This is a genomic window from Streptomyces sp. NPDC087270 (assembly GCF_044744625.1).
Classification (GTDB): Bacteria; Actinomycetota; Actinomycetes; order Streptomycetales; family Streptomycetaceae; genus Actinacidiphila.
Genome location: NZ_JBIUYR010000015.1, coordinates 216,088 through 239,116, shown reverse-complemented (window position 1 = coordinate 239,116; position 23,029 = coordinate 216,088). Strand labels below are relative to the sequence as shown.

Sequence of the window (23,029 nt, the reverse complement as noted above, 5' to 3'; positions counted from 1 at the left end):
GCGGGAGGTTCGCCGTACGGTACTGGTCGGCCACGGTCACACCTCCTGTTCGGTACGGGCGGCCGCCAGGCGGACCGCGTCGAGGATCTTCTCGTAGCCGGTGCAGCGGCACAGGTTGCCCGACAGCGCCTCGCGGATGTCGCCGTCGGACGGCTCCGGGTTGCGCTCCAGCAACTCGTCGGCGGCGACCAGCAGTCCGGGCGTGCAGAAGCCGCACTGCACGGCGCCCGCGTCGACGAACGCCTGCTGGACGGTGGACAGTTCGCCGTCCGGGCCGGACAGGCCCTCCACCGTGGTCACTTCGCGGTCCTGCGCCTGCCCGGCGGCGACCAGGCAGGAGCAGACCGGCACGCCGTCGAGGCGGACCGTGCACGAGCCGCACTCGCCCTGCTCGCAGGCGTTCTTGGAGCCCGGCAGCCCCATCCGCTCGCGCAGGACGTACAGCAGGCTCTCGCCCTCCCACACGTCGTCCGCCTCCTGCGGGCGGCCGTTGACGGTCATCGTCACGCGCATGACGCACTCCTCTGGTCGCCGCGGTACTCCTGCCAGGTCCACCCCAGGGTGCGGCGGGCCATCACGCCCAGCGCGTGTCTGCGGTACGACGCGGTGCCGCGCACGTCGTCGATCGGGTTGGCGGCCCCGGCCACCAGGTCGGCGAACTGCCGTGCCACCGAAGGCGGTACGGGTCCGCGGCTGTCCCACAGCCCGGCCTCGTCCAGCGCGGCGGCCAGGAACTCCTCGGCGGTCCTCGCCCGGATCGGGGTCGGCGCGGCCGAGCCGATGCCGGTGCGTACGGTGCGGGTGTCGGGGTGCAGCGCGATCCCGAAGGCGCACACCGCGATCACCATGGCGTTGCGGGTGCCGACCTTGGAGAACTGCTGCGGGCCGCTCGCCCGGCGCAGGTGCACGGCCCTGATCAGCTCGTCGGGTGCCAGCGCGTTGCGCTTCACCCCGAGGTAGAAGTCGTCGATCGGGATCATCCGGGTGCCGCGGACCGACTCGGCCTCGACCTGGCCCCCGCCGGCCAGCAGCGCCGGGTGGGCGTCGCCGGCCGGGGAGGCGGTGCCGAGGTTGCCGCCGACGCCACCGCGGTTGCGGATCTGCGGGGAGGCCACGGTGTGGGAGGCGAGCGCCAGCCCCGGCAGTTCGGTGCGCAGGTGCTCCATGATCTTCGTGTAGGGGACGGACGCGCCCAGGCGCACGGTGTCCGCGCCGGTCTCCCACTCCTGGAGTTCGGTGATGCGGTTCAGGTCCAGCAGGTACTCGGGCCTGCGGTGGTCGAAGTTGATCTCGACCATCACGTCCGTGCCACCGGCGATGGGCACGGCCGCTGGGTGCTCGGCCTTTGCGGCGAGCGCCTCCTGCCAGGTGGCGGGGCGCAGGAATTCCATGGGGATTCTCTTCTCGGCTGATCCGGATGCTCGTCCTGCTCCGGATGCTCGGCGGATGCTCGGCGGGGCGGTCCATGCGGGGCTGCTCGTGCGGGGCTGTTCATGTCCTGTACACGCGGCGTGCGGCCAGTACACGGCCGCGGGGCCGTTCGGGTGCAGTCACCGAACACATGAAGCACTTGGCTGGCCAACAGGTAGGTCTTGTACATTCCTCCGAAAGGGGCTGTCGCGAAACGTCGCCGCATCCCACCGGCAACACGCGTGCAGCACACTTCGCGAGTGGTGCCGGTGATCACCGGCACCGGACCCCCAGGACGGCGCGGCACCGGGCGGACGCGGCGACCGGACGGCGTGGCGCCGGCACGGACGGTGTGGCACCGGCACGGTGTGGCACCGGCACGAACGGCGGCGGACGACGGGCGACGGGCCCGCGGGGCCGGCGAGCAAGGACGAGGCGAGGACGATGCGGCTGAGCGCACTGCTGGACACCGACGCACTCGGTCTGCGGCTGCTCAGCGGCGAGGACGAGCTGGACCGGACCGTACGCGGGGTGATGACCACCGACCTGCGCGACCCGAGCCGCTATCTGACCGGCGGCGAGCTGGTGCTCACCGGGCTCGCGTGGCGGCACGGACCGGCCGACTCCGAGCCTTTCGTACGGCTGCTGTCCACCGCCGGGGTGGCCGCGCTGGCCGCGGGCAACGCCGGGATCGGCACGATCCCGCAGGACCTGGTCGACGCCTGCGCGCGGCACCGGCTGCCGCTGTTCTCGGTCGACGAGCGGGTGGCCTTCGCCACGATCACCGAGTACGTGGTCCGGCAGGTGTCCGGCGAGCGGGCCGGGGACCTCGCGGCGGTGGTGGACCGGCACCGGCGGCTGATGTCGGCGGGGGCCGGCGGCGGTGGGCCCGAGGCGGTCCTCGACCTGCTCGGCAGCGACCTCGACCTGCGGGCGTGGGTGCTCTCCTCGACCGGCCGGGAGATCGCCGGCGCCGGGCAGCCGCTGCCCGCCCCGGTCCGCGCCGAACTGGCCGGCGCGCAGCAGGCCGCGAGCCGTACCGGACGGCCGGCGCCGTACCGGACCGCGGCGCAGAGCGGCCGGGTGTACTCGCTGTTCCCGGTACGGACCGGCACGGACGCCGGCGCCGACGTGCGCGCCACCGTCCTGTCGGACTGGTTCCTCGCGGTCGAGGCGGACGCCGGGGAGTGGCCGGCCGAGCGGCTGGAGCTGCTGCGCGGGGTGACCCTGCTCATCGGGGTGGAACGGGAGCGGCGGGACGCCTCGCGGGCGGTGCGTCGGCGGCTGGCCACGGAAGTGTTCGAGCTGGTCAGGGGCGGTGCGGCACCGTCGGAGATCGGGGCGCGGCTGCGGGCGGCGGCGCCGGTGCTGCTGCCCGGGGGCGGGGCTCCGCCGCAGTGGCAGATCGTGGTGGCCCGGGTGGACTGGGCGGACGCGGGCGCCGAGGCGCCCCCCGGGCCGGTCGCGCGGGCGCTGCTGGAGGAGTTGCTCGCGGACCCGGCGGAGCCGGGCGCGGAAGCGGCCGACCGGGTGGCGGTCGCGGTCGCGGAGGACCGGGCGATGGCGCTGGTCCCGCTGGAGCCGGCGGGCCGCGGCGCCCTCGGCTCCCCCGCCGGCGCTGACGGCTCGGCCGGTTCGCCGGGTTCCCCGGGTTCCGCCGGCGCCCCCAACTCCCCCAACTCCCCCGCCTCCGCCGGTGCCGCGGGCTCACGCGGCTCGACGAAGCGAGCCCCGGGCCATGCCCCCGCGGCTCCCGCGAGCGCTGCTTCCCCCGCCTCCGGCGACAGCGGCAACCCCCCGGACGGCGAGCCGGTCGCGCTGCGGGCCGACCTCCTGCTGGCCGCCGTCCGCGGTCCCCTCGCCCGGGGCCTGGCCGAGGACGGCCGGCTGACCATCGGCGTGAGCGCGGCCGTCGACTCCCCCGAGGGGCTGCGCGGCGCGCTGGAGGAGGCCCGGCACGCCCGCCGGGTGGCCGCGGCCCGCCCCGGCCGGGTCTGCGTCGCCGGCCACGACGAACTGGCCTCCCACGTCCTGCTGCTGCCCTTCGTCCCCGACGACGTGCGCCGCGCCTTCACCGCCCGGCTGCTCGACCCGCTGCGCGCGTACGACCGCAGGCACCGCGCCGAACTGATCCCGACGCTGGAGGCGTTCCTGGAGTGCGACGGGTCCTGGACCCGGTGCGCGAGCCGGCTGCACCTGCACGTCAACACGCTCCGGTACCGGATCGGGCGGATCGAACAGCTCACCGGACGGGACCTGGCCCGACTCGAGGACAAGCTCGACTTCTTCCTCGCGCTGCGGATGAGCTGACCCGGTCCGGGGCGAGCCGGCCCGTCACCGCGGACCGGCCGAACCGGTCCCAGCGGATGAGCCGGCCCCGTCACCGCGGACCGGCCGAACCGGTGCCCGAGGGCCGTCCGACCCGCCCCGCGCCGGACCCGGACCGCTCCCCGCCGAACGAGCCGCGCGGGCACTCGTTGTGACCGTGGTGTGCGCCCCGCGTGCGCCGTTCGTGCGCTCGTGAAAGTGATCCCGTTCACAAGAAGTGATCTCCGACCCCTTGGCGCGGGCCCCTTCCGCGTGCTGGACTTCCGCCACTGCGCATGCGCACGGCACACACATGCATACATGCACACACGCACTTGCTCGCACTGGCTCGAAGACGCGCTTGGGGGAGATGCTGTGGCGGACACCGCCTTGTCGGAATCGGTGGTCGGGGTACCGGACGTATGGCGGCTGCGGGCACGCGGCTGCTGGGCGGAGGCCGCGGCACTGCTCGCGCCATTCGCCGCCGACGACGCCGGAGCCGCACTGAACAGGGCGGAACTCCTGGTCGAGGCGTGTTTCTACCAGGTCGACGGATGGGCCGAGGCGGAGGACGCGCTGCGTACCGCCGAGGCGCTGGCGAGCAGCGACGAGGAGCGCGGTGCGGCCGCCTCCGAGCGCGGCTGCCTCGCCTACGGCGCCACCGTCTTCTCGGTACGCGACCGCGCCGACGAGGCCCGCTCCGCGTTCGGCCGCAGCGCCGCCCTGCTCGGGCCCGGCTCCCCCGGCCGCCCGCTGCTGGACTTCCGGCGCGGCCTCGTCGCCGAGAACATCGCGGCGAACCCGGCCGCCGCCCGCGCCGCCTACCGCCGCGCCCACGCGGGCGCCGTCGCGCACGGCGCCACCCTCCTCACCTCCTCCACCTGGCGCCACCTCGCCGGCCTCGCCGCCACCGAGGGCGACCTCGCCGAGGCCCGGCACGGCTTCACCGAGTCCCTGCGGATTCGGGTCGCGCTCGGCCACCTGGTCGGCACCGCCCCGGCGTTGCTCTCGCTGGCCACGGTCTCCCCCGACCCCGACGAGTCGGCCCGCCTGCGCACCGAGGCCGCCCGGCTGCACACGCTCCTGGGCGGCGTCCCGGTCTGGCTGGCGCCCGACCTCGCGGGCTGACGGTACGGGGGCAATCCCCACCATCGGTCGGCGGGTTCGCCGGATTCCGGGGCCGCGGGGCGCCGCCGTAGCGTCGGGGCAGCGGGGAGGGTGCGGCACACGCCGGCGTCCGACCGCCTGTACTGGCCCCGGACCGAAGGACCGTCACCATGACACCGCGAGCATCCCTCCCGCCGAGTCCCGTCCCCCGCGTCCGCCCCCGCCCGGCCCTGGTGTGGGGCGGAGCGGTCGGCGTGGCACTGCTTCTGACGGGATGTCACCTCGCGGGCTCGTACGACCACACCGCCACGTCGGTGTACACGGTCGGCGGGCACGTCACCTCGCTGCGGCTCGACGGTTCGGGCGGCAAGATCCTGGTGGACGCGGGGGCGGCCACGACCCAGGTCAAGGTGACCGAGACCGTGCACTACGACGGCAAGCGGCCCACCACCGCGCACACGGTCGACCGGGGCGTGCTCGACCTGGACAGCAAGGCGTGCACGCACGGCGACAAGTGCCGGGTGGACTACCACCTCCAGATGCCCGCGGCGATGGCCGCCCGACTGCTCAGCCACGGCGGCGCGACCACCGTGCACGGCGCCGCGGGGAAGCTGACCGTGGACAGCGCGGGCGGGCAGGTCACCGCGGACGGCACCGCCGCCGCCGACGTGACGGTCCGCTCGCACGGCGGCGGCGCGTCGCTCTCCTTCACCGACGCGCCCCGCGACGTGGACGTGGACTCCGCCGGCGGCGCCATCAAGGTGCGCCTGCCGTCCGAGGGCTACGCGGTGCACGCGGAGTCGGGCGGCGGCGGGAAGGAAGTCGGCGTCCGGGTCGATCCCCGCTCCGCGCGCACCGTGACGGTCGACAGCCACGGCGGCGGCATCCACGTCCTCCCGGCCGCCTGACCGCGCCTCCACCCCCGTCGGCCCCGCTCCCCCGTCTCCTCGCTCCCCCGTCGTCCCCGGGACCCGCCCAACCCAGGACAAGGAGGTCCTGGCTGCGCGCGGCGCCCTGCCGCACCCTGGACCCATGACCACCACACTGATCACCGGAGCCAACAAGGGGCTGGGCCGCGAGACCGCCCGCCGGCTCGTCGAAGCGGGCCACACCGTCTACGTCGGCAGCCGCGACCCCGAGCGCGGGCGGCGCGCCGCCGAGGAGTTGGGCGCGCGGGCCGTCGTCATCGACGTGACCGACGACGCGTCCGTCACCGCCGCCGCGAAGGCGATCGAGGCCGACGGCGGCCTCGACGTCCTGGTCAACAACGCCGGCATCGAGTCGCGGACGGCGGACAACGGCATCATCGGCGCCGCGGACCTCACCGTCGACACGATGCGGCCGCTGTTCGAGACGAACGTGTTCGGCGTGGTGCGCGTGACCCACGCGTTCCTGCCGCTGCTGCGGCGCTCGTCCGCGCCGGTCATGGTCAACGTCAGCAGCGGCCTGGGCTCGCTGGCCCGGCTCACCGCCGAGGGCACCCCGACCCACGCGTACCCCGGCGTCGCCTACCCGGTGTCGAAGACCGCGGTCAACGCGCTCACCGTGCAGTACGCGAAGGCGTTCCCGGAGATCCGGATCAACGCTGTGGAGCCCGGCTACACCGCGACCGACCTGAACGGGCGCACCGGCGTCCAGACCGTCGAGCAGGGCGCGGAGATCATCGTCCGCATGGCCCAGGTCGGCCCCGACGGCCCGACCGGCGGGTACTTCGACGTCAACGGTCCGCTGCCCTGGTAGCCACGGCGACCCACGGCTGAGCGCGTACGGCCCCGGGGCAGGTACGGACCCGGGCGCGTACGGAACCGTGGCACGTACGGCCGGAAGGCCCGCGCTCAGCCCGCGACGGCCGGCTTGAGGACGTCCTCGCACCACTGGCGGAAGGTCGTCGGCGTGGTGGAGCGCGCCGTACGCGGCTCGGCGTCGTAGCACCCGGCGTCGACCTCCGCGAGCAGGTCCACGACGGACCGCGCCCACGCCCCGGGCATGCCCTGCCGCGTCAACTGGGCCTTGAACGCCTCGCCGGGGACCTGCTGGTAGCGGATCGGCCGTCCCAGCACCTCGGACATGACGCGCGCCATGTCGCGGTACGACAGGTCCTCGGCGCCGAGCACCGGCACGCCCTCCTGGCCGTCCCAGGAGCCGTCGAGCAGCAACTCGGCCGCGACGGCGGCGATGTCGCGGGTGGCGCAGGTCGGTATCCGCCGGTCCCCGGAGATCGGCAGGAAGAACACGCCCTGGTCCCGGATCGGCCCGAGCTGCTGGAGCAGGTTCTCCATGAACGCGGGCATCCGCAGCGACCGGTAGGCCACACCGGTGCTCTCGATCAGCGCGTCCAGGGCCCGCGAACCGAGTCCCGCACCGGCGGGCGCGTGCGGGGCGGCGGGCGCGCCCAGGCCCGTCACCGCGACCACCCGCCGGACACCCCGCGCGCTGATCGCCTCGCAGGCCGGCCGGGTGAAGTCCACCGCGTAGCCCGCGACTTCGGCGCCCTCGGTGTACGGCGGCACCAGCCAGAAGACGCTGTCCGCGCCCGCGAACGCGGTGGCGAGCACCTCGGGGTCGGTCATCGAGCCCTGGACGACCTCGACCCGCCCGCGCACGTCGGGCGCGAGCCGGGAGGGGTCACGTGCGATCACCCGGACCGGCTCACCCTGCTCGCCCCGCTCGGTCCGCCGGGCGAGGACCTCGCCGAGAACCTGGCGGCCGATGTTGCCTGTGGGTGTGGTGACGACGATCATGTATCTCTCCCGACCGGTGACACGTGACGGAGAACGAGGAGCGAAGTAAACTCTACCGTACCGTTTACTTCGCGGCCGGAACAGCACCAAGAGAGGACGCCGCATGGCGAAGCGCGGTGACGAACTGCGGAAGCACATCCTGTGGACGGCGAAGGACGTCTTCCTGGAGATGGGCTTCGAGCGCGCGTCCATGGACGTCGTGGCCGCCCGCGCCCAGACCTCGAAGCGAAGCCTGTACGCGCACTTCGAGAGCAAGGACAACCTCTTCCTCGCCGTCGTCGACCTGGTGCGCGAGCTGTACCTCGGCAAGCTCAGGACGCCCGCCGACTACAGCGACGACACCACCGAGGCGGTCGTCCTGTTCTGCGGCCGCTTCCTCCAGATGCTGGTGTGGACGCCCACGGTGCGCACCTGCCGGCTGGGCATCTCCGAGGCCGGCCGGCTCCCCGAGGCGTCCGCCCGGTACTACGACGCGATCTTCGCCACCGCCCACGAGCGCCTGGCCGCCTACCTCACCGAGCGGCGGGGGTTGACGCCCGAGGCCGGCGCCGCGATCACCCGCGACCTGCTCGGCCGTACCGTCTACCCGGCCTTCACCCGCGCCCTGTTCGGCGTCGAGCCGTCCTGCGACAGGGCTCCGGACGAGGCCGCGATCGGCACGGACGTGGACCTCGCGCCGATCCGCGCGGCGGTCGCCGCCTCCCTGCCGTAGCCGAGCGCCGCCAGGCGGCCCGGAGCGCCGGGCGGGGCGTTCGCCCGGCCCCACCCGGCGCCCCGGCGGCGTCAGCCCTGAGCCGTGGCCGGCCGCGGCCGGCGGACCTGCGCGGCCGTGGGCTGCTCGCCCTCCTTGTCCACCACCGCCCGCTCCAGCACGGCGTCGGCGGAGAGCATCGTGCCCTTGCGGCCCTCCCCGGTGTCCTTGAGCAGATAGGTGCGCGAGCCCAGGTAGGACAGGTCGTTCGCGTCGAACACCCACTCCGTGCGCTGGCCGTAGCGGGTGTCGTCGCGGCGGACGCCGACGCCGTGCCGGCCGGTGGCGTCCGTCGCGCCCGGGTCCGTGACGACGCCGGGGATGAGTGCCGCTGCCTTGTAGAGGGCCGCGGCGGTCCGCGGCGGCATCACGCTCTCGTCGATGAGCCCGCCGATCGTTGCGAACACCGCCTGGTCCTGCTCCTGCCCCGCATTCCCGGGCGTGTGGGCGTACAGGTACGCCACCAGGGCTTTCGGGTCGGTGGGCAGCGAGGCGAGCCAGCGATACGTCGAGCGGGAGAAGCCGGGCGGCGTTCCGTCGGTGTCGCCGAGCGACGCGTTGATCGGAAAGGTCTCGCCCTCCTCGCGGACCAGGCCCATCCGCTTGACCGGTCCCCGCGCCTGCGAGGACCAGATCTCCCTGGTGTGCAGCGCGCCGGGCACCGCCGTGCCGCTCGTCTCGTCCGCGCCCTCGGTCATGCTCTTCACGTACACGAACTGGTCGTCCCGGACCGGGGTCGCGTCTCCGGCGAGGGCGACGTCGGAGATCCGGTCGAGCAGGGTGGACGCCTGCTGGGCGGCGGGTGCCCCGGCGCGCGGGGCGACCGCGGTCCCGTGGCCGCCGCCGCGCGTCGCCAGGCCGGCGGTGAGCGCGCCGGCCACGGCGAGGGCGGTCAGCGAGGCAAGTACGGCGGGGCGCGGCCGGCGCGTACGGCGCGGGGCCGGTGCGGCCTCGGTCGTGCGGGCACGGTCGAGGTCGTGGTCGATCTGCTGCATCAGGAGTTCCTTGTGGTGCAGGTGGCGCTCGCGCGGGAGGTCCCATCGCGCCGGCGGCGGCAGCAGCCGCGCCAACTCGGTGGCGTCGGTCCGATCGCCGCTGGAACGCTCGGTTCCGGGGCGGGACGGGGTGTCGCTCATCGGGTCTCCTCCCGTACGGGCAGGGCCGCGAACACGGCCCTGCCTGTTCCCTCTCCGCGGCCGCGGCGCGGTTCCGTCCGCGCGGCCTCCTCCTCGCTCAGCCGGCCGAGCCGGGCCCGGGCGCGCGACAGCCGCGAGCGCACGGTGCCGACCTTGACGCCCAGCGCCTCGGCGGCCTGGCCGTAGTCCAAGCCCTCCCAGACGCACAGCACCAGCACCTCGCGCTCGTGCCTGCGCAGCCTGCCGAGCGCGGCGTGCACCGCGGCGAGCCGGCGGGCGTCGTCGAGGCGGCCCACGGTCTCCTGCGCGAAGTCCGCGACCGCCCGCGGCTCCGGCTGCCGGGCCAGGAAGGCCAGCCGGCGGCCCCTGCCGCGGTTGGCGTTGTGCGCCTTGTGCGTCGCGATGCCCAGCAGCCACGGCCGCAGCGACCCGCCGTCCGGCTCCACCCGCTGCCGGACCCGCCAGGCCGCCAGGAACGTCTCCGACATGACCTCCTCGGCCGCCGCCCAGTCCCCGGTCAGCCGCAGCGCGTGGTTGTAGACCGTCCGCGCGTACCGCTCGTACAACTCGGCGAACGCGTCGCGCTCCCCCGCCCGCACCCGGCGGCGCAGGCCGTCCTCATCTTCGGTGTCCCTCACACCCGTTACCTCTCCGCGGACCGCAAGCCGTTCCCGTGACCTGCGCCACTCCCCCACCACCCCGCGGTCAGCGCCGGTCGAGGGCGGCGGCGACCTCGTCCATGACGCGGTTCCAGTGCGCGCGCCGCCGTTCGCGCTCCTCGGCGCTCGCCAGGTGCTCCTGGTGGAAGCGCAGCGCCGTCCGGTCCCCGTCGGCGGTGGGGCGGAGGGCGACCTGGACGGTGGTGGTGCCGTGGGTGACGCGGATGCGGTCCAGCGGACGGTAGCCGCGCACCTCGCCCGTGACGCCGGCCGCCGTCCGGTAGGCGGCGCCGCGCTCCGGGGTGAGGGCCGCGCCGGGCCCGAGCCAGAGGGCGAGCCCTTCGGCGCCGCTGACGAAGTCCCAGACGACGGACGGGGGGTGGGGCAGCGTGCGGGACACGCCGATCTGCCAGCCGGCGTCCTTGGTGAGTCCTGTGGGCACGGGGTCATCCTTCCTCGGAGTGGCGCAGGCGCAGCGCCCTGACCTTGTGGCGGTTGCCGCAGTGCTCCATCGAGCACCAGCGGCGGCGGCCCGGGCGGGAGGTGTCGACGTAGACGAGATGGCAGTCCTCGGCGGCGCAGGTGCGTATGCGGTCGGCGAAGGGCCCGGTCAGCAGCGCCACCGCGTCCCTGGCGACGGTGGCCGCGAGGTGGGTGCCGCCCGGGTTTCCGGCCCAACACTGCGCGCCGGCCGGGGTGATGGCGGGCGCCAGGGGCGGAAGGGCCGCGGCGGCGTTGATGACCGCGAGGTCGCCGGGCGGGAGGAGCTCCCCCTCCAGGTGGGCGAGGACCGCACGGAACAGCGCGTCGCGCAGTTCCCGTACGCCGGCCACCTCCGCCGCGGAGATCTCCAGCACGGGGGTCGGGGTCAGCCGTGAGCGCTCGGCCCAGGCGGCCAGGTCGGCGGGTTCGCGCAGCACCTCGTAGCGGCGGTAGGGGCCCGGGCCGCCGGTGGTCAGCAGCTCCAGGCACAGCGCGCCGGGGTCGAACCGGTAGGCGACACCTGTGTGGGAGCGCAGTGTCAGCCCCTTGGTTGCCGAGGATTCCATGTAACCAATATAAATGGTTACATGGCACTGCACTGGAAGTTGGTCATCGACAGCGCGAACGCGGCCGCCCTCGCGGACTTCTGGGCCGCCGCCCTGGAGTACGAGGTGGAGGACCCCAGCGCCCTCATCACGCAACTGCTGGCCGCCGGCCACATCGGCGAGGACGCGGTCACCGAGCACCGCGGCCGCAGGAACTTCCGCGGCCATGCCGCGATCCGCCACCCCGACGACCCGTTCGACCAGACCAGCGGCGTCGGCCGGGGCCGGCGGGTGCTCTTCCAGGACGTACCCGAGCCCAAGTCGGGCAAGAACCGCCTTCACCTCGACGTGCACGGCGGACCCGGCGGCCTGACCGAGCTGGTGGCCCGGCTGGAAACGCTGGGAGCGACCCGCGTCCACGAGGTCGACCGGGGACCCGCCGGCCACTGGTGGGTCATGCGGGACCCGGAGGGCAACGAGTTCTGCGCGGCGTGACCCCCACCGCGAGCGGGACGCCCGCCCAGCGCGATCCGACTCGGCCGCTCGGCCCCGGGCAGCAGGGCCAGCGCCGGACGGGGCGGACGGTCGTGCGGCCGGGCGATCATGAAGCTGGTGCGACCGGGGAGGAACCGGCCCGTGGCCTCCCCGGGACCGGTCACGTCCAGCAGCGCAAGGGCGTTGGCGTAGCTCCACCCGGAGAGCGTGACCAGGATCTTTCCCCCTGGCCGCACCTGGTGCAGCCAGGGCAGCGGGATGTACCGGACCGCGCACGTGGCGATCAGCCGGTCGTGCCGGCCCCCGTCCGGGTCGCCGCGCAGCCCGTCACCGATGATCAGCCGGGGCGCGAACCCGGCCGATGTTGCATAAAACCGTGAGCACGGTCAGGCGTACGCACCGCTCCCGCGCACGGCGGCGCCCCGCCGGGAGCGGTCCGCGGCGGGGCGACAACGCTTTCGGGTCAGGACAGTTTCAGGGTCGGGCGGTACATGTCGATCCACAGTGCGAGGTCGAGGGTGCGCTCAAGGCCGCGGCGCGACGCCTGCATGATCTGCGGGGTGTCGATGCGCACCAACCGCTCCAGCGCGCTGCGGCTGACGAGGTCGAACACCGGGTGGGCGGGCTGGGCGAGGACTTCCTTGACGTTCTTCTGGAGGGCGACGGCGTAGGCCGGGTCCTGGGTGGAGGGGTAGGGGCTCTTGACCCGGTCGTAGACGGACTGCGGCAGCACGTCGGCGGTCGCCTCGCGCAGCAGGCTCTTCTCGCGGCCGTCGAAGGACTTCAGCGCCCAGGGCGCGTTGTAGACGTACTCCACCAGGCGGTGGTCGCAGAACGGCACCCGCACCTCCAGGCCGACCGCCATGCTGGCGCGGTCCTTGCGGTCGAGCAGCACGCGCACGAACCGGGTCAGGTGCAGATACGAGATGGTCCGCATCCGGAACTCCAGGTCGCTCTCGCCCGCGAGCCGTTGGACCTCGGCGGAGGCCGTGGCGTAGGAGTCGCGCACGTAGCCGTCCAGGTCCAGGCCGTGGCTGAACTCCTCGGTGAGGATGCTCCCCTCGTCCCCGAAGTGCTTGGCGAAGCTCGACAGCCAGGGGAAGGTCTTGCCCTTGCGGGCCTCGGGATCGAAGAACTGGAGGTAGCCGCCGAAGACCTCGTCGGCGGACTCCCCCGACAGCGCCACCGTCGAGTGCGCGCGGATCGCCTTGAAGAGCAGGTAGAGCGACGCGTCCATGTCGCCGAAGCCCGCGGGAAGGTCCCTGGCCGCGATCACCTTGGAGCGTACGGCGGGGTCGGCGAGCTGGTCGGAGTCCAGGACGATGTCCTGGTGCTCGGTGCCCGAGGTGCGGGCCACGTCGTGCACGAAGGGGGTGTCGGGGGTGCCGCGCAGCTCGTCGGCGACGAAGTTCTCGGTCTGGCCGACGAAGTCGACCGCGAAGCTCCGTACGGTCTCGCCGGTCCGGCCGAGCTGCTGCGCGGCCAGCGCGGTCATCGCGGAGGAGTCCAGGCCGCCGGAGAGCAGCGTGCAGCGCGGGACGTCGGCGACGAGCTGCCGGCGCACGATGTCGTCGAGCAGGGTGCGCACGTGCCCGATCGTCGCCTGCTTGTCGTCGGTGTGCGGCCGGGTCTCCAGCGACCAGTACGTGTGGGTGCGGATGCCGTTGCTGTCCACGGTCACCACGGTGCCGGGCTCCACCTCGCGCATGCCGTCCCAGAACCCGTGCCCCGGGGTCTTGACCATCACGAGCAGTTCGCGCAGGCCGTCGAGGGTCACCGTCCGCTCGGCGAGCGGGTTGGCCAGGATCGCCTTGGGCTCGGAGCCGAACAGCACGCCGTCGGCGGTCGGGTAGTAGTAGAAGGGCTTGATGCCCATCCGGTCCCGGATCATCACGAGCTTCTTCTCGCGGTCGTCCCAGATCGCGAAGGCGTACATCCCGTTGAGCCGCTCGGCGACCGCCGCGCCCCACTCCAGGTAGCCGTGCAGCACCACCTCGGTGTCCGAGTCGGTGCTGAACCGGTGGCCGCGGCCGGCCAGTTCGACGCGCAGCTCGGTGAAGTTGTAGGCCTCGCCGGAGTAGACCATGGCGACCGTGCCGCCGGGCGCGTCGACGCTCATCGGCTGGCGGCCGCCGGGCAGGTCGATGATGGCGAGCCGGCGGTGGCCGAGCGCGGCCGGTCCGCTGATCCACGTGCCCCGGTCGTCGGGCCCCCGGCAGGACATCGTCTCGGTCATCGCGTCGACCATCGGCCGCTGCGCGGCCAGGTCGCGCTGGTAGGAGATCCATCCGGTGATTCCGCACATGCGACTTCTCCGTCCACTCGGTCACACGCAACGTGTCCGCAACACGAATCATGTGTATTGAGCACCTAAACGGATGGTCGATCCGCCGCGGTCCGCCCGTCAACGGCAGCCGGAAGACCGGTGTATGTAGTAAGCAACTTTCGGTCATCATATGAGTGGCCTGCATAAATGCCCCGCCGCGTGCGCACTGATGACCCTCCGTCAAGGGTCTGGGTACGACTTTGCGAGGCGTTGGGGTAAGCGGGCCGAAAAAGTGGAGGAAGCAGTTCCGCGAACCAGTTCGTATACACCCGCCGCCCCGCCAACGGGTGTACGCGCCCCCGCCGCACGGCCTCCCCCCGGCCCCGCCGAACGGCCGAATACCTCCCCAACCCCTTCAGCCACAATGGCCGGTTCCCCCACCCCGGGTGCCGTGACGGAGGAGGCCCACCCGTCAACAGCGACGGGGACGCCGTCGCGGAAGAGGGCGACCGCCAAGGGGCGCTGGGGGCACTTCCCGGCGAAGCCAGGGGGAGGAACCGCGCGACCAGCCACATCGGTGGCGCACCGGGCCCGCCGGACCCACTCCCGCGGCGACACCCCGGGGCCACGGCCGGCCGCACCCTCAGCCGTGAACGCCCTCCCCCACCGCACCCTCAGCCGTGAACGCCCTCCCCCACCACACCCCCACCGAAGTGCCGCCGCACCGCATCCGCCACGGCGCCCTCCTCGCCGGAGGCGACCGCATCGAGCAGCACGCAGTGCTCCGTGGCGTCGGCGACCAGCCGATCCCGATCCCGCACGCCACCCCCCTTCCGCTGCGGCAAGGCCGCGGGCCACTGCGTACGCCGGTGCACCTCGTCCGCGACAGCGACCAGGTGCAGGTTGCCGGACAGCTGCAACACGGCCCGGTGGAACGCGCGGTCGGCCTCGGCGTACCCCCCGAGGTCGCCGCGGACCGCCAGCACGACCGCCTCGTCCGCGAGCGGCCGCAACCGCTCCCAGCGGGCGACCGGCACCGTGCGGGTGAGCCCGAGCACCACGGGGCCTTCGAGCAGCGCCCGCACCTCCGCCAGCTCGGCGAGGTCGCGCGCGGTGTGCTCGGCGACGCGGAAGCCGCGGTTGGGCAGCACCTCGACGGCGCCTTCGCGGGCGAGCAGCTGCATCGCCTCGCGGACCGGGGTCGCGGAGACGCGGTACCGCTCGGCCAGCTCGGGAGCGGAGTGCACGGAGCCGGGTGCGAGCCGCCCGGAGACGATCGCGGCGCGCAGCGCGTCGAGCACCTGGTCGCGTACGGACAGCCGCTCGGGCACCCGCGCGGGCGGCACTATGGGCGCGGCTCGCTCCACCGGGTCCCGCCCCTCTCCACCGCCGTCCGGGAATCTGTCCAGGAAATCCGTCCGACCTTACGTCCGATCATCGGACCGTACGACCATCCGGCCCGCCAGTCCCCCGATCCCCCTGATCCCCCGGGCCGCCCGTCCACCCGCCGCACGGCGCCTCGTCGACCCCGAGGCCCCACACCCCGCACGCCATACGCCACGCCCCGCACGCCACGCCCGGGCGGCCGGCGCGCGACCGCCACCCGCGGCGCCGCCCGCTCCCGTACCGCGCTCCGGCACACTCACCCGTCCGGCGTACGGCCGCTGGCGCAATCCGTCACCCAGGCCGCTAAGGTAAGCCTTACCATGCCTGCGACCAGCGCCTCCTACGCCCGGCTCTCCGCGGTCTTCCCGCAACTGCGGATCACCGCCGCCCCGCCGCCCTCCGGCGCGGGCTGGATCGGCGCGGGCGAGCTCGCCGCGGGCGGCGCCGCGCTGGACGCGTTCGTGACGAACGCCACGGCCGAGTCGGCCCGGAAGCGCGAGCGCCCGCCGCGCCCGGACGTCGCGGCGACCCTCGCGCTCCACCGTTACCTGTGGCCGGCGTGCCTGCTGTTCACGGTGCCGTGGTTCCTGCACGGCAGGGTGCCGCGGCTGCCGGTCGGCGACGTGGCGTTCCACCCCGCCACCGGCCGGGTCACGGTGCGCACCCGGTCGTTCAGCTGCCTGCCGGACGACCCGGCCGCGACACTGCCCGGCGCGCGGACGGCGCCGCACCCGGCCGCGCTGCGCGACGAGCTGCGGGCGGCGATCGCCGACCATGTCGCGCCGGTCCTCGCGGGCTTCGGCCCGCTGCTGCGACGCGGCCGACACGCGCTGTGGGGCATGGTCACCGACGAGATCACCGAAGGGCTCTGGTACGTCGGCCGGTTGTTCGACCAGGAGGAGCGCGCGGTGGCCGAACTGGCTGCGCTGCTGCCGGGCGGCACCCACCCTTTTCCGGGCTCCGCGGGGTTCCGTCCGGGTACGCGGATTGACGGACCGTCAGCCGGGACGCAGTGCGCAGCGGCGTCGCGCACCCGGCTCACCTGCTGCCTTTACTACACCATCAGCCCCACGGACACCTGCACCACCTGTCCGCGGCTGCGCGCACCGGCCCGGATCGACCGCCGTGCGTCCGCGGCCTGACCGTCCACGCTACGATCTCGCTCAACTAAGCCGTTCTGGCACGCGAGTTCGAGCACCCGGGAACCATACGCGTGCTCTTGTGCCGTAACGTCTGCACCCATCCGCGCTCTGCACGATGATGTCGGTCGTAAGCAGTCCCCACGGCCCGAGCGCGACGGAAGCGACACGAGGAATCGCATATGAGAATCACCGACATATCGCTGGACTGGATGATCTCGGCCGTCATCGGCCTGGTCGTCCTCGCGGCTTGCGTCTTCGTCTTCCGCAACCGCCGCACGTCCGGTGACAGCGCCACCCAGGGCGATTCATGGGAGCGCAGCGAGGAACGCCGCCGCCGCAAGGAAGCGGTGTACGGCAGCGCCTCGTACGTGCTGCTGTTCTGCTGTGCCGCCGTGGCCGCCGCACTGTCGTTCCACGGCCTGGTCGGCTTCGGGCGGGAGAACCTCGGCCTGGACAACGGCTGGGAGTACCTGGTGCCGTTCGGCCTGGACGGGGCGGCGATGTTCTGCTCCGTGCTGGCGGTCCGCGAGGCCAGCCACGGCGACGCCGCCCTCGGCTCGCGCATGCTGGTGTGGATGTTCGCCGGCGCCGCGGCCTGGTTCAACTGGGTGCACGCGCCGCGCGGGGTGGATCACGCGGGCGCGCCGCAGTTCTTCGCCGGCATGTCGCTGTCGGCCGCGGTGCTCTTCGACCGCGCGCTGAAGCAGACCCGCCGGGCGGCACTGCGCGAACAGGGCCTGGTGCCGCGGCCGTTGCCGCAGATCCGGATGGTGCGGTGGCTGCGCGCCCCGCGGGAGACGTACGGCGCCTGGTCGCTGATGCTGCTGGAGGGCGTGCGCTCGCTGGACGAGGCGGTCGAGGAGGTCCGCGAGGACAAGCGGCAGCGCGAGCAGAACGAGTTGCGGCGCCGCGACCACGACCGGATGGAGCGGGCGAAGATAAAGGCAATCACCCGACAGGGGCGGCCGTGGCCGCGAGGTGGCCGGGGCGGTCGCCAGGTCGAACTGCCCGCCGCGAGTGCGACGGGCAACGGCCAGACCGCTTCGGAGCCTGCCATATCCCCTTCGGCCGAACTGCCCTCCGGTGAACTGCCGGTGCGGGCGCGTCCGGCACTCCAGCCGGTACGCGAGGAGGCACCGGCCGCCAACTCCGCGTCGGAGCCGTTCGCTTCGCAGTCCGAGCCGTCCGCGTCAGCGTCGGGCCCCAAGACGATCGACCTGATCGCCGAGGACGACACGCTGACGCTGCCCCGGCTGGACTCCCTGGAGCGCAAACTCCAGGACCTGGAGCGTCAGTTCGGCTGAGCAAGTGAAGTAGCGGTACACGGGCGGCGTGGCTGCCGGGCGGACACAGGTCCACCCGGGGTCACGCCGTTTCCGCGTCCAGCGCGTTCAGTGCTTCCCCGTTCAGCGCTTCGGAGTTCAGCGCTTCGGTGTTCAGTGCTTCCCCGTTCAATGCTTCGGTGTTCAGCGCTTCCGCGTTCAGTTCGAACCAGACCTCCTTCCCGCCGGCCGCGCACGGCCGCACCCCCCAGTCGTCGGCGAGCGCGTCGACGAGCAGCAGGCCGCGGCCCGAAGTGCCGTAGTCCCCGGCCGGATCGGGCTCCCACCGCTGGGGACGCGGGCGGGGCAGGCGGGCGACGGTGTCGCGGACCTCGATCCGCAGCCGCTGCCCCGGCTCCCCGGCCCGGAACCCTTCCGGTGAGAGCGTCGCGGTCAACACGGCGCCCCCGCAGGTGTGCTGGAGTGCATTGGTGAGAAGTTCGGTGGCCAGTAGTTCCGTTGTGTCCACCAGTGCGGCCACGCCCCACTCCCGCAGGTTGTCCCGAAGGACCCTGCGAGTTTCGGCCACGGCGGGCAGATCCGCCCGCCGTACCGCGCGCCGCAACCGGTACCCCGTGATATTCGTCCTGCTTCCCCCGTTCCAACCGATCCTTGTTCCCCTCCCGATAGGCATGCCCAGCACGGATGCGTCCACTCATCCGATGGATTGACAGGTCCCCGGCGATACGGCAGACCGGCGCCTCCGACATCACCGAAAGGCACCGCCGGCCTGGCTGCCGCACTCATCAACTCCCTTACGGGCGAGGCACGTTGCGCAGGTTGGAGCGGGCGAGCTGGACCATCTTGCCGACGCCGCCGTCCAGCACGGTCCGGCCCATCGACAGCGCAAACCCACCGATCTGCTCACCGGTGATCTTCGGCGGGATGGACAGCGCGTGCGGATCGGTCACCACATCCACCAGCGCGGGCCCCTTGTGCCGGAAGGCGTCCTTGAGCGCGCCGCGCAGGTCCTTCGGCTTCTCGACCCGCACCCCGTAGGCGCCGGAGGCCCGCGCGATGGCCGCGAAGTCCGGGTTGTGGTTGGTGGTGCCGTACGCCGGCAGCCCCTCCACCATCATCTCCAACTCCACCATGCCGAGGGAGGAGTTGTTGAACAGCACCACCTTCACCGGCAGGTCGTACTGCACCAGGGTGAGGAAGTCGCCCATCAGCATGCTGAAGCCGCCGTCGCCGGACATCGACACGACCTGCCGCTTCAGGTCCAGGAACTGCGCGCCGATCGCCTGCGGCAGCGCGTTCGCCATCGACCCGTGCGAGAACGAACCGATCACCCGCCGCCGGCCGTTGGGCGTCAGGTAGCGCGCCGCCCAGACGTTGCACATCCCGGTGTCGACGGTGAACACCGCGTCGTCGGCGGCCACTTCGTCCAGCACCGACGCGACGTACTCCGGGTGGATCGGCACGTGCTTGTCCACCTTGCGGGTGTACGCCTTCACGACGCCCTCCAGCGCGTCGCTGTGCTTCTTCAGCATCCGGTCCAGGAAGGCGCGGTCCTTCTTCTCGCGCACCTTCGGCGTCAGGCAGCGCAGCGTCTCACCGGCGTCCCCCCACACCGCGAGGTCCAACTTCGATCGCCGCCCCAGGTGTTCGGGACGCACGTCGACCTGCACGATCGTCACGTCGTCCGGCAGGAAGGCGTTGTACGGGAAGTCCGTGCCGAGCAGGATCAGCAGGTCGCACTCGTGCATGGCCTCGTAGGCCGCGCCGTAGCCGAGCAGCCCGCTCATGCCGACGTCGTACGGGTTGTCGTACTGAATCCACTCCTTGCCGCGCAGCGCGTGCCCGACCGGGGACTTGACCTTCCGCGCGAAGTCCATCACCTCGTCGTGGGCGCCCGCGGTGCCGCTGCCGCAGAAGAGCGTGACCCGCTGGGCGCGGTCCACCAGCCGGGCCAGTTCGTCGATCTCGGTGTCGCCCGGGCGGATCGCGGGGCGCCGCGTGACCAGCGCGTGCTCCTCGGTGCGCTGCGGGGCCTGCTGGGCCGCGATGTCGCCGGGCAGGCTGATCACCGACACCCCGCCCTGGCCGACCGCGTGCTGGATCGCGGTCTGCAACACCCGGGGCATCTGGGCGGCGTTGGAGACCAGTTCGCTGTAGTGGCTGCACTCCTGGAAGATCCGGTCGGGATGGGTCTCCTGGAAGTACGTGGTGCCGATCTCGCTGCTCGGGATGTGCGAGGCGAGCGCCAGCACCGGCGCCATCGAGCGGTGCGCGTCGTACAGCCCGTTGATCAGGTGCAGGTTGCCCGGGCCGCAGGAGCCCGCGCACGCGGCCAGCCGCCCGGTGAGCTGGGCCTCGGCGCCGGCCGCGAACGCCGCGGTCTCCTCGTGCCGCACATGCACCCATTCCAGGGCGCGGCTGCGGCGCACCGCGTCCACCACCGGGTTGAGGCTGTCGCCGACCACCCCGTAAAGACGTCGCACCCCCGCTCGCGCCAGGACGTCGACGAACTGCTCGGCCACCGTCTGCTTCGACATGGTGACCATCTCCCCATGGATGGGGCGATCACGCATCCCAGACGGTCACCACCGTGCGGTCGTCGGCGTAGCCCTTCACCCGGGTCTGGGCGTCCGCCAGGTACGCCGCCAGGCCCGGCGCGCGGCCCTGGCCCCAGCGCCCGGCCAGGTGGGCGGCGAGTTCCGGCTCGCCGCGCAGCGGCTCGGCCAGGCCGGCGCTGCACATCAGCAGCGCGTCACCCGGCTGGGCGACGGTGGCCCGGAACCGGAACGGCTCGGACGCCTCGTCCGGCGCGACGTCGAGGTCCTGCCAGCCGCCGTCCCGGATGCGGAACAGGCCGCCCTCCCCCACCCCGAAGAACAGCCGGATACGGCACGCGGGGTCGGCCGGCAGCAGCAGGCAGCGCACCGACGCGGTGTACGAGCCCTCCGCCAGGCCCAGGTCCTCGCCCCGGGCCCGCAGCCGTCCGTAGCAGCGGTCGGTCAGCCGGTGCAGCCCCGACTTCAGGGAGCCCCGGCGGGCGGCCCGCAGGTCGTCGGCGAGCCGGGCCCGGCTGCGGCCCACCGCGCCCGCGATCCACCGCACCGCGTCCTGCGCGGCACGGTGCGCGTCGTCGGCCGCCCGCGCCCCGCTCGCCATCGCCACCAGCAGCAGCGCCTCGTCGCCCGTGCCGAACCGCGCGGTCAGCACCGCGTCCCGGCGCGGCTGGCCGCGGTAACGGGCCGAGTCGCCGCGCACCGCCGCGGTCCGCAGCGTCATCACGCCGTACTCCGCCCCGTCCAGCACGGTGTCGGGGACCAGCGCGTCCAGCCCCTCGGGGTCCGCCTCCGGCCACGCGGTCGGCTCCGGCCCGTACGTCGGCGGGCCGCCGCCCACCACACCCACCTCCGTGCCGGCGTCGTCCACCACCCGCGTCACCCCGGCCGCGGGCACCCACCCGGGTGGCAACTCCGGCGCCCACCGCACCTCGCCCTCGGCGAACACCGTCTCGCCGGGCGGCTGCACCACGGGTGGGGCCGGGGCAGGGGCCGGCGGCGCAGGCAGGGGCGCCTCGTCGACCGGCTCCGCGTACACGGGCGGCGGCGCTTCCGGGGCCGGAACCGGAGCCGGAAGCGGGGCCGACTCCGCGGCCGGGTCCTCGACCAGGTCCGTATACGGGGAATCCGACGGCTGCGGGCGGGCGGACGCGGGGGACGCGGGCGGCGGCGCTTCCGAGGTCGGAGCCGGAGCCGGAAGCGGGACCGACTCCGCGGCCGGGTCCTCGACCAGGTCCGGGTACGGGGAATCCGACGCTCGCGGGGGTGCTTGGGCCTCGGGCGCCCCGGCGCTCTCGGGGCGCCCGGGTGGCTCGGGGGGCGTGTCTGGAGCCGCCGACGCCTCCCGCTCGGTCGGCTGCGGCGGACGTTGCGAGAGCCGCGCCGACCAGCCCTCGGCCGCGGGCGGGGCCGTCGGCGCGGCCGGGCTGGACAGCGGCGGAGCCGCGCTGCGCGGAGTGGCCCACGCGTCCCAGGGCTTGGCGGGCGGCGGCGCGTGCGTCTCCGCGGCACGCGGGTCCGGCGCGGGCGCGGCCTCCGGTTCGGCTACGGCGGCGGGTTCATCCTCGGGTTCGGGTTCATCCTCGGGTTCGGCGACGGCAGCGGGCGCGGGCTCGACGACGGGCTCGGGCCACTCCGGCTCCGGCGCGGGGTCGGCGACGGCAGCGGGTGCGGGCTCGACGACGGGCTCGGGCCACTCCGGCTCCGGCGCGGGTTCGTACGCGGCCTCGGGTCCCGCCTGGACGTCCGGCTCCTGTGCGGGCAGGGGCGCCGGCGCCCGTACGGCCTCGGGTACGCGCGGCGCGGGTGCGTACGCGCTGCCCATGCGCGGGTCCGGCACAGCGTCGGGTTCCGCCACCGGTTCCGCGGCGAGGTCGGGCTCGGGCTCGGGTTCGACCGCGGGCTCCGGTTCGACCGCGGGTCGCGGCTCGGCCTCGGGCACCGCGTCGCGCACCGGTTCTGACGCCGGTTCCGGATCTGACGGCGGTTCCGGTTCCGGCGCGGGCTCGGTCCGCGCCTCCTCGGCCGGCGGCACCGGCGGCTCGGGCGGCGCGGGCGGGTAGGACCGGGCGGACACCGGTTCCGCGGCGAAGGGCTCCCGGACGGGCTCCCGTTCCGGCGCCGTCGCCGGCTCCGCGGCCGGCTCCGCGAAGGGCTCCGGCGCCAACTCCCGCTCGGGCTGCCGCTGTACCGGCATCGGTGCCGGCTCCGCGAAGGTCGGTGCGGCCGCCCACGGGTCCCACGACGGCGGCGGAGGAGCCGTGCGCTCCTCCTGGCGCGGCGGTGGTGGCGGCGGGGGCGCCGGACGGCTCGGCCGCTGCCATGACGGCGGAGGGGGCGGCGGGGTGGGCCGCCGCAGCCGCAGCGTCTCGGTCCGGGGCGGGGGCGGCGGCGTCATCGCGTTCAGCGCCGAGTCGAAGTGCGCGTCGAGGGAGTCGTTCCCGGCGCCCGAAGCTCCGGCGGCGACCTCCTCGTCGTACAACTGCCGCCACCAGTCGTCCTCTTGGCTGCCGCGTGCGTCGCCCTGCTGGCTCATGCCCTTATTGTCCACCGCCGAGCGGACCGGGAAACGCGAAACGCCGGGTCGGCCCAGCCCCCACGGCCAGGGCCGGCCCGGCGCGCGCGGTTCGCACGTGCTCCCCGGGTATGACACCGGCTGCGATGTGGATCACAGTGGCAGAGGGCACCCGAAGGAGGGGAGGATGTCCACGGCGGGAAACCGCCGCGGCTCATTCCCGCCATGCCGCCGTCGCCGTCGGTGTCGCA

The 23,029-nt window shown here is 74.0% G+C and carries 20 protein-coding genes; 8 read left to right on the top strand and 12 right to left on the bottom strand.

What is annotated here, in order from left to right:
- Nucleotides 1–36: 36 nt before the first annotated feature.
- Both ACIPAE_RS27855 and ACIPAE_RS27850 read right to left on the bottom strand, forming a co-directional pair.
- Entirely contained in the window at nucleotides 37–513 is a 477-nt protein-coding gene (locus ACIPAE_RS27855) for a (2Fe-2S)-binding protein (protein WP_328470827.1), read from the bottom strand.
- Nucleotides 504–1,391, bottom strand: coding sequence for a xanthine dehydrogenase family protein subunit M (locus ACIPAE_RS27850; protein WP_329363653.1), 888 nt, complete (start codon nucleotides 1,389–1,391; stop codon nucleotides 504–506). Before ACIPAE_RS27850 ends, ACIPAE_RS27855 begins: the two co-directional genes overlap by 10 nt.
- 463 nt (nucleotides 1,392–1,854) lie before the next feature.
- On the opposite strand from ACIPAE_RS27850, the gene ACIPAE_RS27845 reads away from it, so the two are divergent.
- The 4 genes from ACIPAE_RS27845 (at nucleotide 1,855) to ACIPAE_RS27830 (ending at nucleotide 6,564) form a co-directional block, all read left to right on the top strand.
- The gene (locus ACIPAE_RS27845) at nucleotides 1,855–3,720 is read left to right on the top strand and encodes a PucR family transcriptional regulator ligand-binding domain-containing protein (protein WP_402448740.1); all 1,866 of its coding nucleotides are present in this window, start codon (nucleotides 1,855–1,857) and stop codon (nucleotides 3,718–3,720) included.
- A 372-nt stretch (nucleotides 3,721–4,092) separates the two neighbouring features.
- Complete coding sequence (locus ACIPAE_RS27840; RefSeq protein WP_402448738.1) at nucleotides 4,093–4,845, top strand: hypothetical protein; 753 nt, start codon at nucleotides 4,093–4,095, stop codon at nucleotides 4,843–4,845.
- A 233-nt stretch (nucleotides 4,846–5,078) separates the two neighbouring features.
- On the top strand, nucleotides 5,079–5,732 hold the full coding sequence (locus tag ACIPAE_RS27835) for a hypothetical protein (RefSeq protein ID WP_329363661.1): 654 nt from the start codon (nucleotides 5,079–5,081) through the stop codon (nucleotides 5,730–5,732).
- Nucleotides 5,733–5,856: 124 nt separating this feature from the next.
- Nucleotides 5,857–6,564 carry an SDR family oxidoreductase gene (locus tag ACIPAE_RS27830; RefSeq protein ID WP_402448736.1) on the top strand — a complete coding sequence of 236 codons (708 nt, stop codon included), beginning with the start codon at nucleotides 5,857–5,859 and terminating at the stop codon, nucleotides 6,562–6,564.
- A gap of 95 nt (nucleotides 6,565–6,659) precedes the next feature.
- Here the strand turns inward: ACIPAE_RS27830 and ACIPAE_RS27825 are convergent, their stop codons facing one another.
- On the bottom strand, nucleotides 6,660–7,565 hold the full coding sequence (locus ACIPAE_RS27825; RefSeq protein ID WP_402448735.1) for an NAD(P)H-binding protein: 906 nt from the start codon (nucleotides 7,563–7,565) through the stop codon (nucleotides 6,660–6,662).
- Between the two features lie 103 nt (nucleotides 7,566–7,668).
- Here ACIPAE_RS27825 and ACIPAE_RS27820 point away from each other — a divergent pair, with 103 nt between their 5' ends.
- Nucleotides 7,669–8,277: a TetR/AcrR family transcriptional regulator gene (locus ACIPAE_RS27820; protein ID WP_402448734.1), complete on the top strand. Its 609-nt coding sequence runs from the start codon at nucleotides 7,669–7,671 to the stop codon at nucleotides 8,275–8,277.
- 71 nt (nucleotides 8,278–8,348) lie between these two features.
- On the opposite strand, the gene ACIPAE_RS27815 is transcribed toward ACIPAE_RS27820, so the two are convergent.
- The 4 genes from ACIPAE_RS27815 to ACIPAE_RS27800 form a co-directional block, all read right to left on the bottom strand.
- Entirely contained in the window at nucleotides 8,349–9,452 is a 1,104-nt protein-coding gene (locus ACIPAE_RS27815) for a CU044_5270 family protein (protein ID WP_329363667.1), read from the bottom strand.
- On the bottom strand, nucleotides 9,449–10,090 hold the full coding sequence (locus tag ACIPAE_RS27810) for an RNA polymerase sigma factor (protein ID WP_366414377.1): 642 nt from the start codon (nucleotides 10,088–10,090) through the stop codon (nucleotides 9,449–9,451). The genes ACIPAE_RS27815 and ACIPAE_RS27810 overlap by 4 nt, the downstream gene beginning before the upstream one ends.
- 67 nt (nucleotides 10,091–10,157) lie before the next feature.
- Complete coding sequence (locus ACIPAE_RS27805; protein WP_329363670.1) at nucleotides 10,158–10,553, bottom strand: SRPBCC domain-containing protein; 396 nt, start codon at nucleotides 10,551–10,553, stop codon at nucleotides 10,158–10,160.
- 4 nt (nucleotides 10,554–10,557) lie between these two features.
- Nucleotides 10,558–11,160 (bottom strand): CGNR zinc finger domain-containing protein, encoded by a 603-nt coding sequence (locus tag ACIPAE_RS27800; protein ID WP_402448729.1) that lies wholly within the window; start codon nucleotides 11,158–11,160, stop codon nucleotides 10,558–10,560.
- Between the two features lie 21 nt (nucleotides 11,161–11,181).
- Here ACIPAE_RS27800 and ACIPAE_RS27795 point away from each other — a divergent pair, with 21 nt between their 5' ends.
- Nucleotides 11,182–11,634, top strand: a complete 453-nt coding sequence (locus tag ACIPAE_RS27795; protein ID WP_402448727.1) for a VOC family protein — start codon at nucleotides 11,182–11,184, stop codon at nucleotides 11,632–11,634.
- Nucleotides 11,635–12,097: 463 nt separating this feature from the next.
- Here the strand turns inward: ACIPAE_RS27795 and asnB are convergent, their stop codons facing one another.
- Together asnB and ACIPAE_RS27785 are read right to left on the bottom strand one after the other, a co-directional pair.
- The gene (gene asnB, locus ACIPAE_RS27790) at nucleotides 12,098–13,939 is read right to left on the bottom strand and encodes an asparagine synthase (glutamine-hydrolyzing) (protein WP_366412867.1); all 1,842 of its coding nucleotides are present in this window, start codon (nucleotides 13,937–13,939) and stop codon (nucleotides 12,098–12,100) included.
- Nucleotides 13,940–14,574: 635 nt separating this feature from the next.
- Entirely contained in the window at nucleotides 14,575–15,267 is a 693-nt protein-coding gene (locus ACIPAE_RS27785) for a GntR family transcriptional regulator (RefSeq protein ID WP_402448723.1), read from the bottom strand.
- 339 nt (nucleotides 15,268–15,606) lie between these two features.
- On the opposite strand from ACIPAE_RS27785, the gene ACIPAE_RS27780 reads away from it, so the two are divergent.
- Nucleotides 15,607–16,428, top strand: coding sequence for a (2Fe-2S)-binding protein (locus ACIPAE_RS27780; RefSeq protein WP_402448722.1), 822 nt, complete (start codon nucleotides 15,607–15,609; stop codon nucleotides 16,426–16,428).
- A 179-nt stretch (nucleotides 16,429–16,607) separates the two neighbouring features.
- A complete protein-coding gene (locus ACIPAE_RS27775; protein ID WP_329363682.1) occupies nucleotides 16,608–17,732 on the top strand; it encodes a DUF2637 domain-containing protein in 1,125 nt (374 codons plus the stop codon).
- A gap of 61 nt (nucleotides 17,733–17,793) precedes the next feature.
- Here ACIPAE_RS27775 and ACIPAE_RS27770 read toward each other — a convergent pair whose 3' ends face one another.
- From ACIPAE_RS27770 to ACIPAE_RS27760, 3 genes are all read right to left on the bottom strand, one after another.
- Nucleotides 17,794–18,384, bottom strand: a complete 591-nt coding sequence (locus tag ACIPAE_RS27770; protein WP_402448783.1) for an ATP-binding protein — start codon at nucleotides 18,382–18,384, stop codon at nucleotides 17,794–17,796.
- Between the two features lie 121 nt (nucleotides 18,385–18,505).
- Nucleotides 18,506–20,248, bottom strand: a complete 1,743-nt coding sequence (locus ACIPAE_RS27765) for a pyruvate dehydrogenase (RefSeq protein ID WP_402448720.1) — start codon at nucleotides 20,246–20,248, stop codon at nucleotides 18,506–18,508.
- Between the two features lie 28 nt (nucleotides 20,249–20,276).
- Nucleotides 20,277–22,799: a protein phosphatase 2C domain-containing protein gene (locus ACIPAE_RS27760; protein WP_402448717.1), complete on the bottom strand. Its 2,523-nt coding sequence runs from the start codon at nucleotides 22,797–22,799 to the stop codon at nucleotides 20,277–20,279.
- Nucleotides 22,800–23,029: the final 230 nt, after the last annotated feature.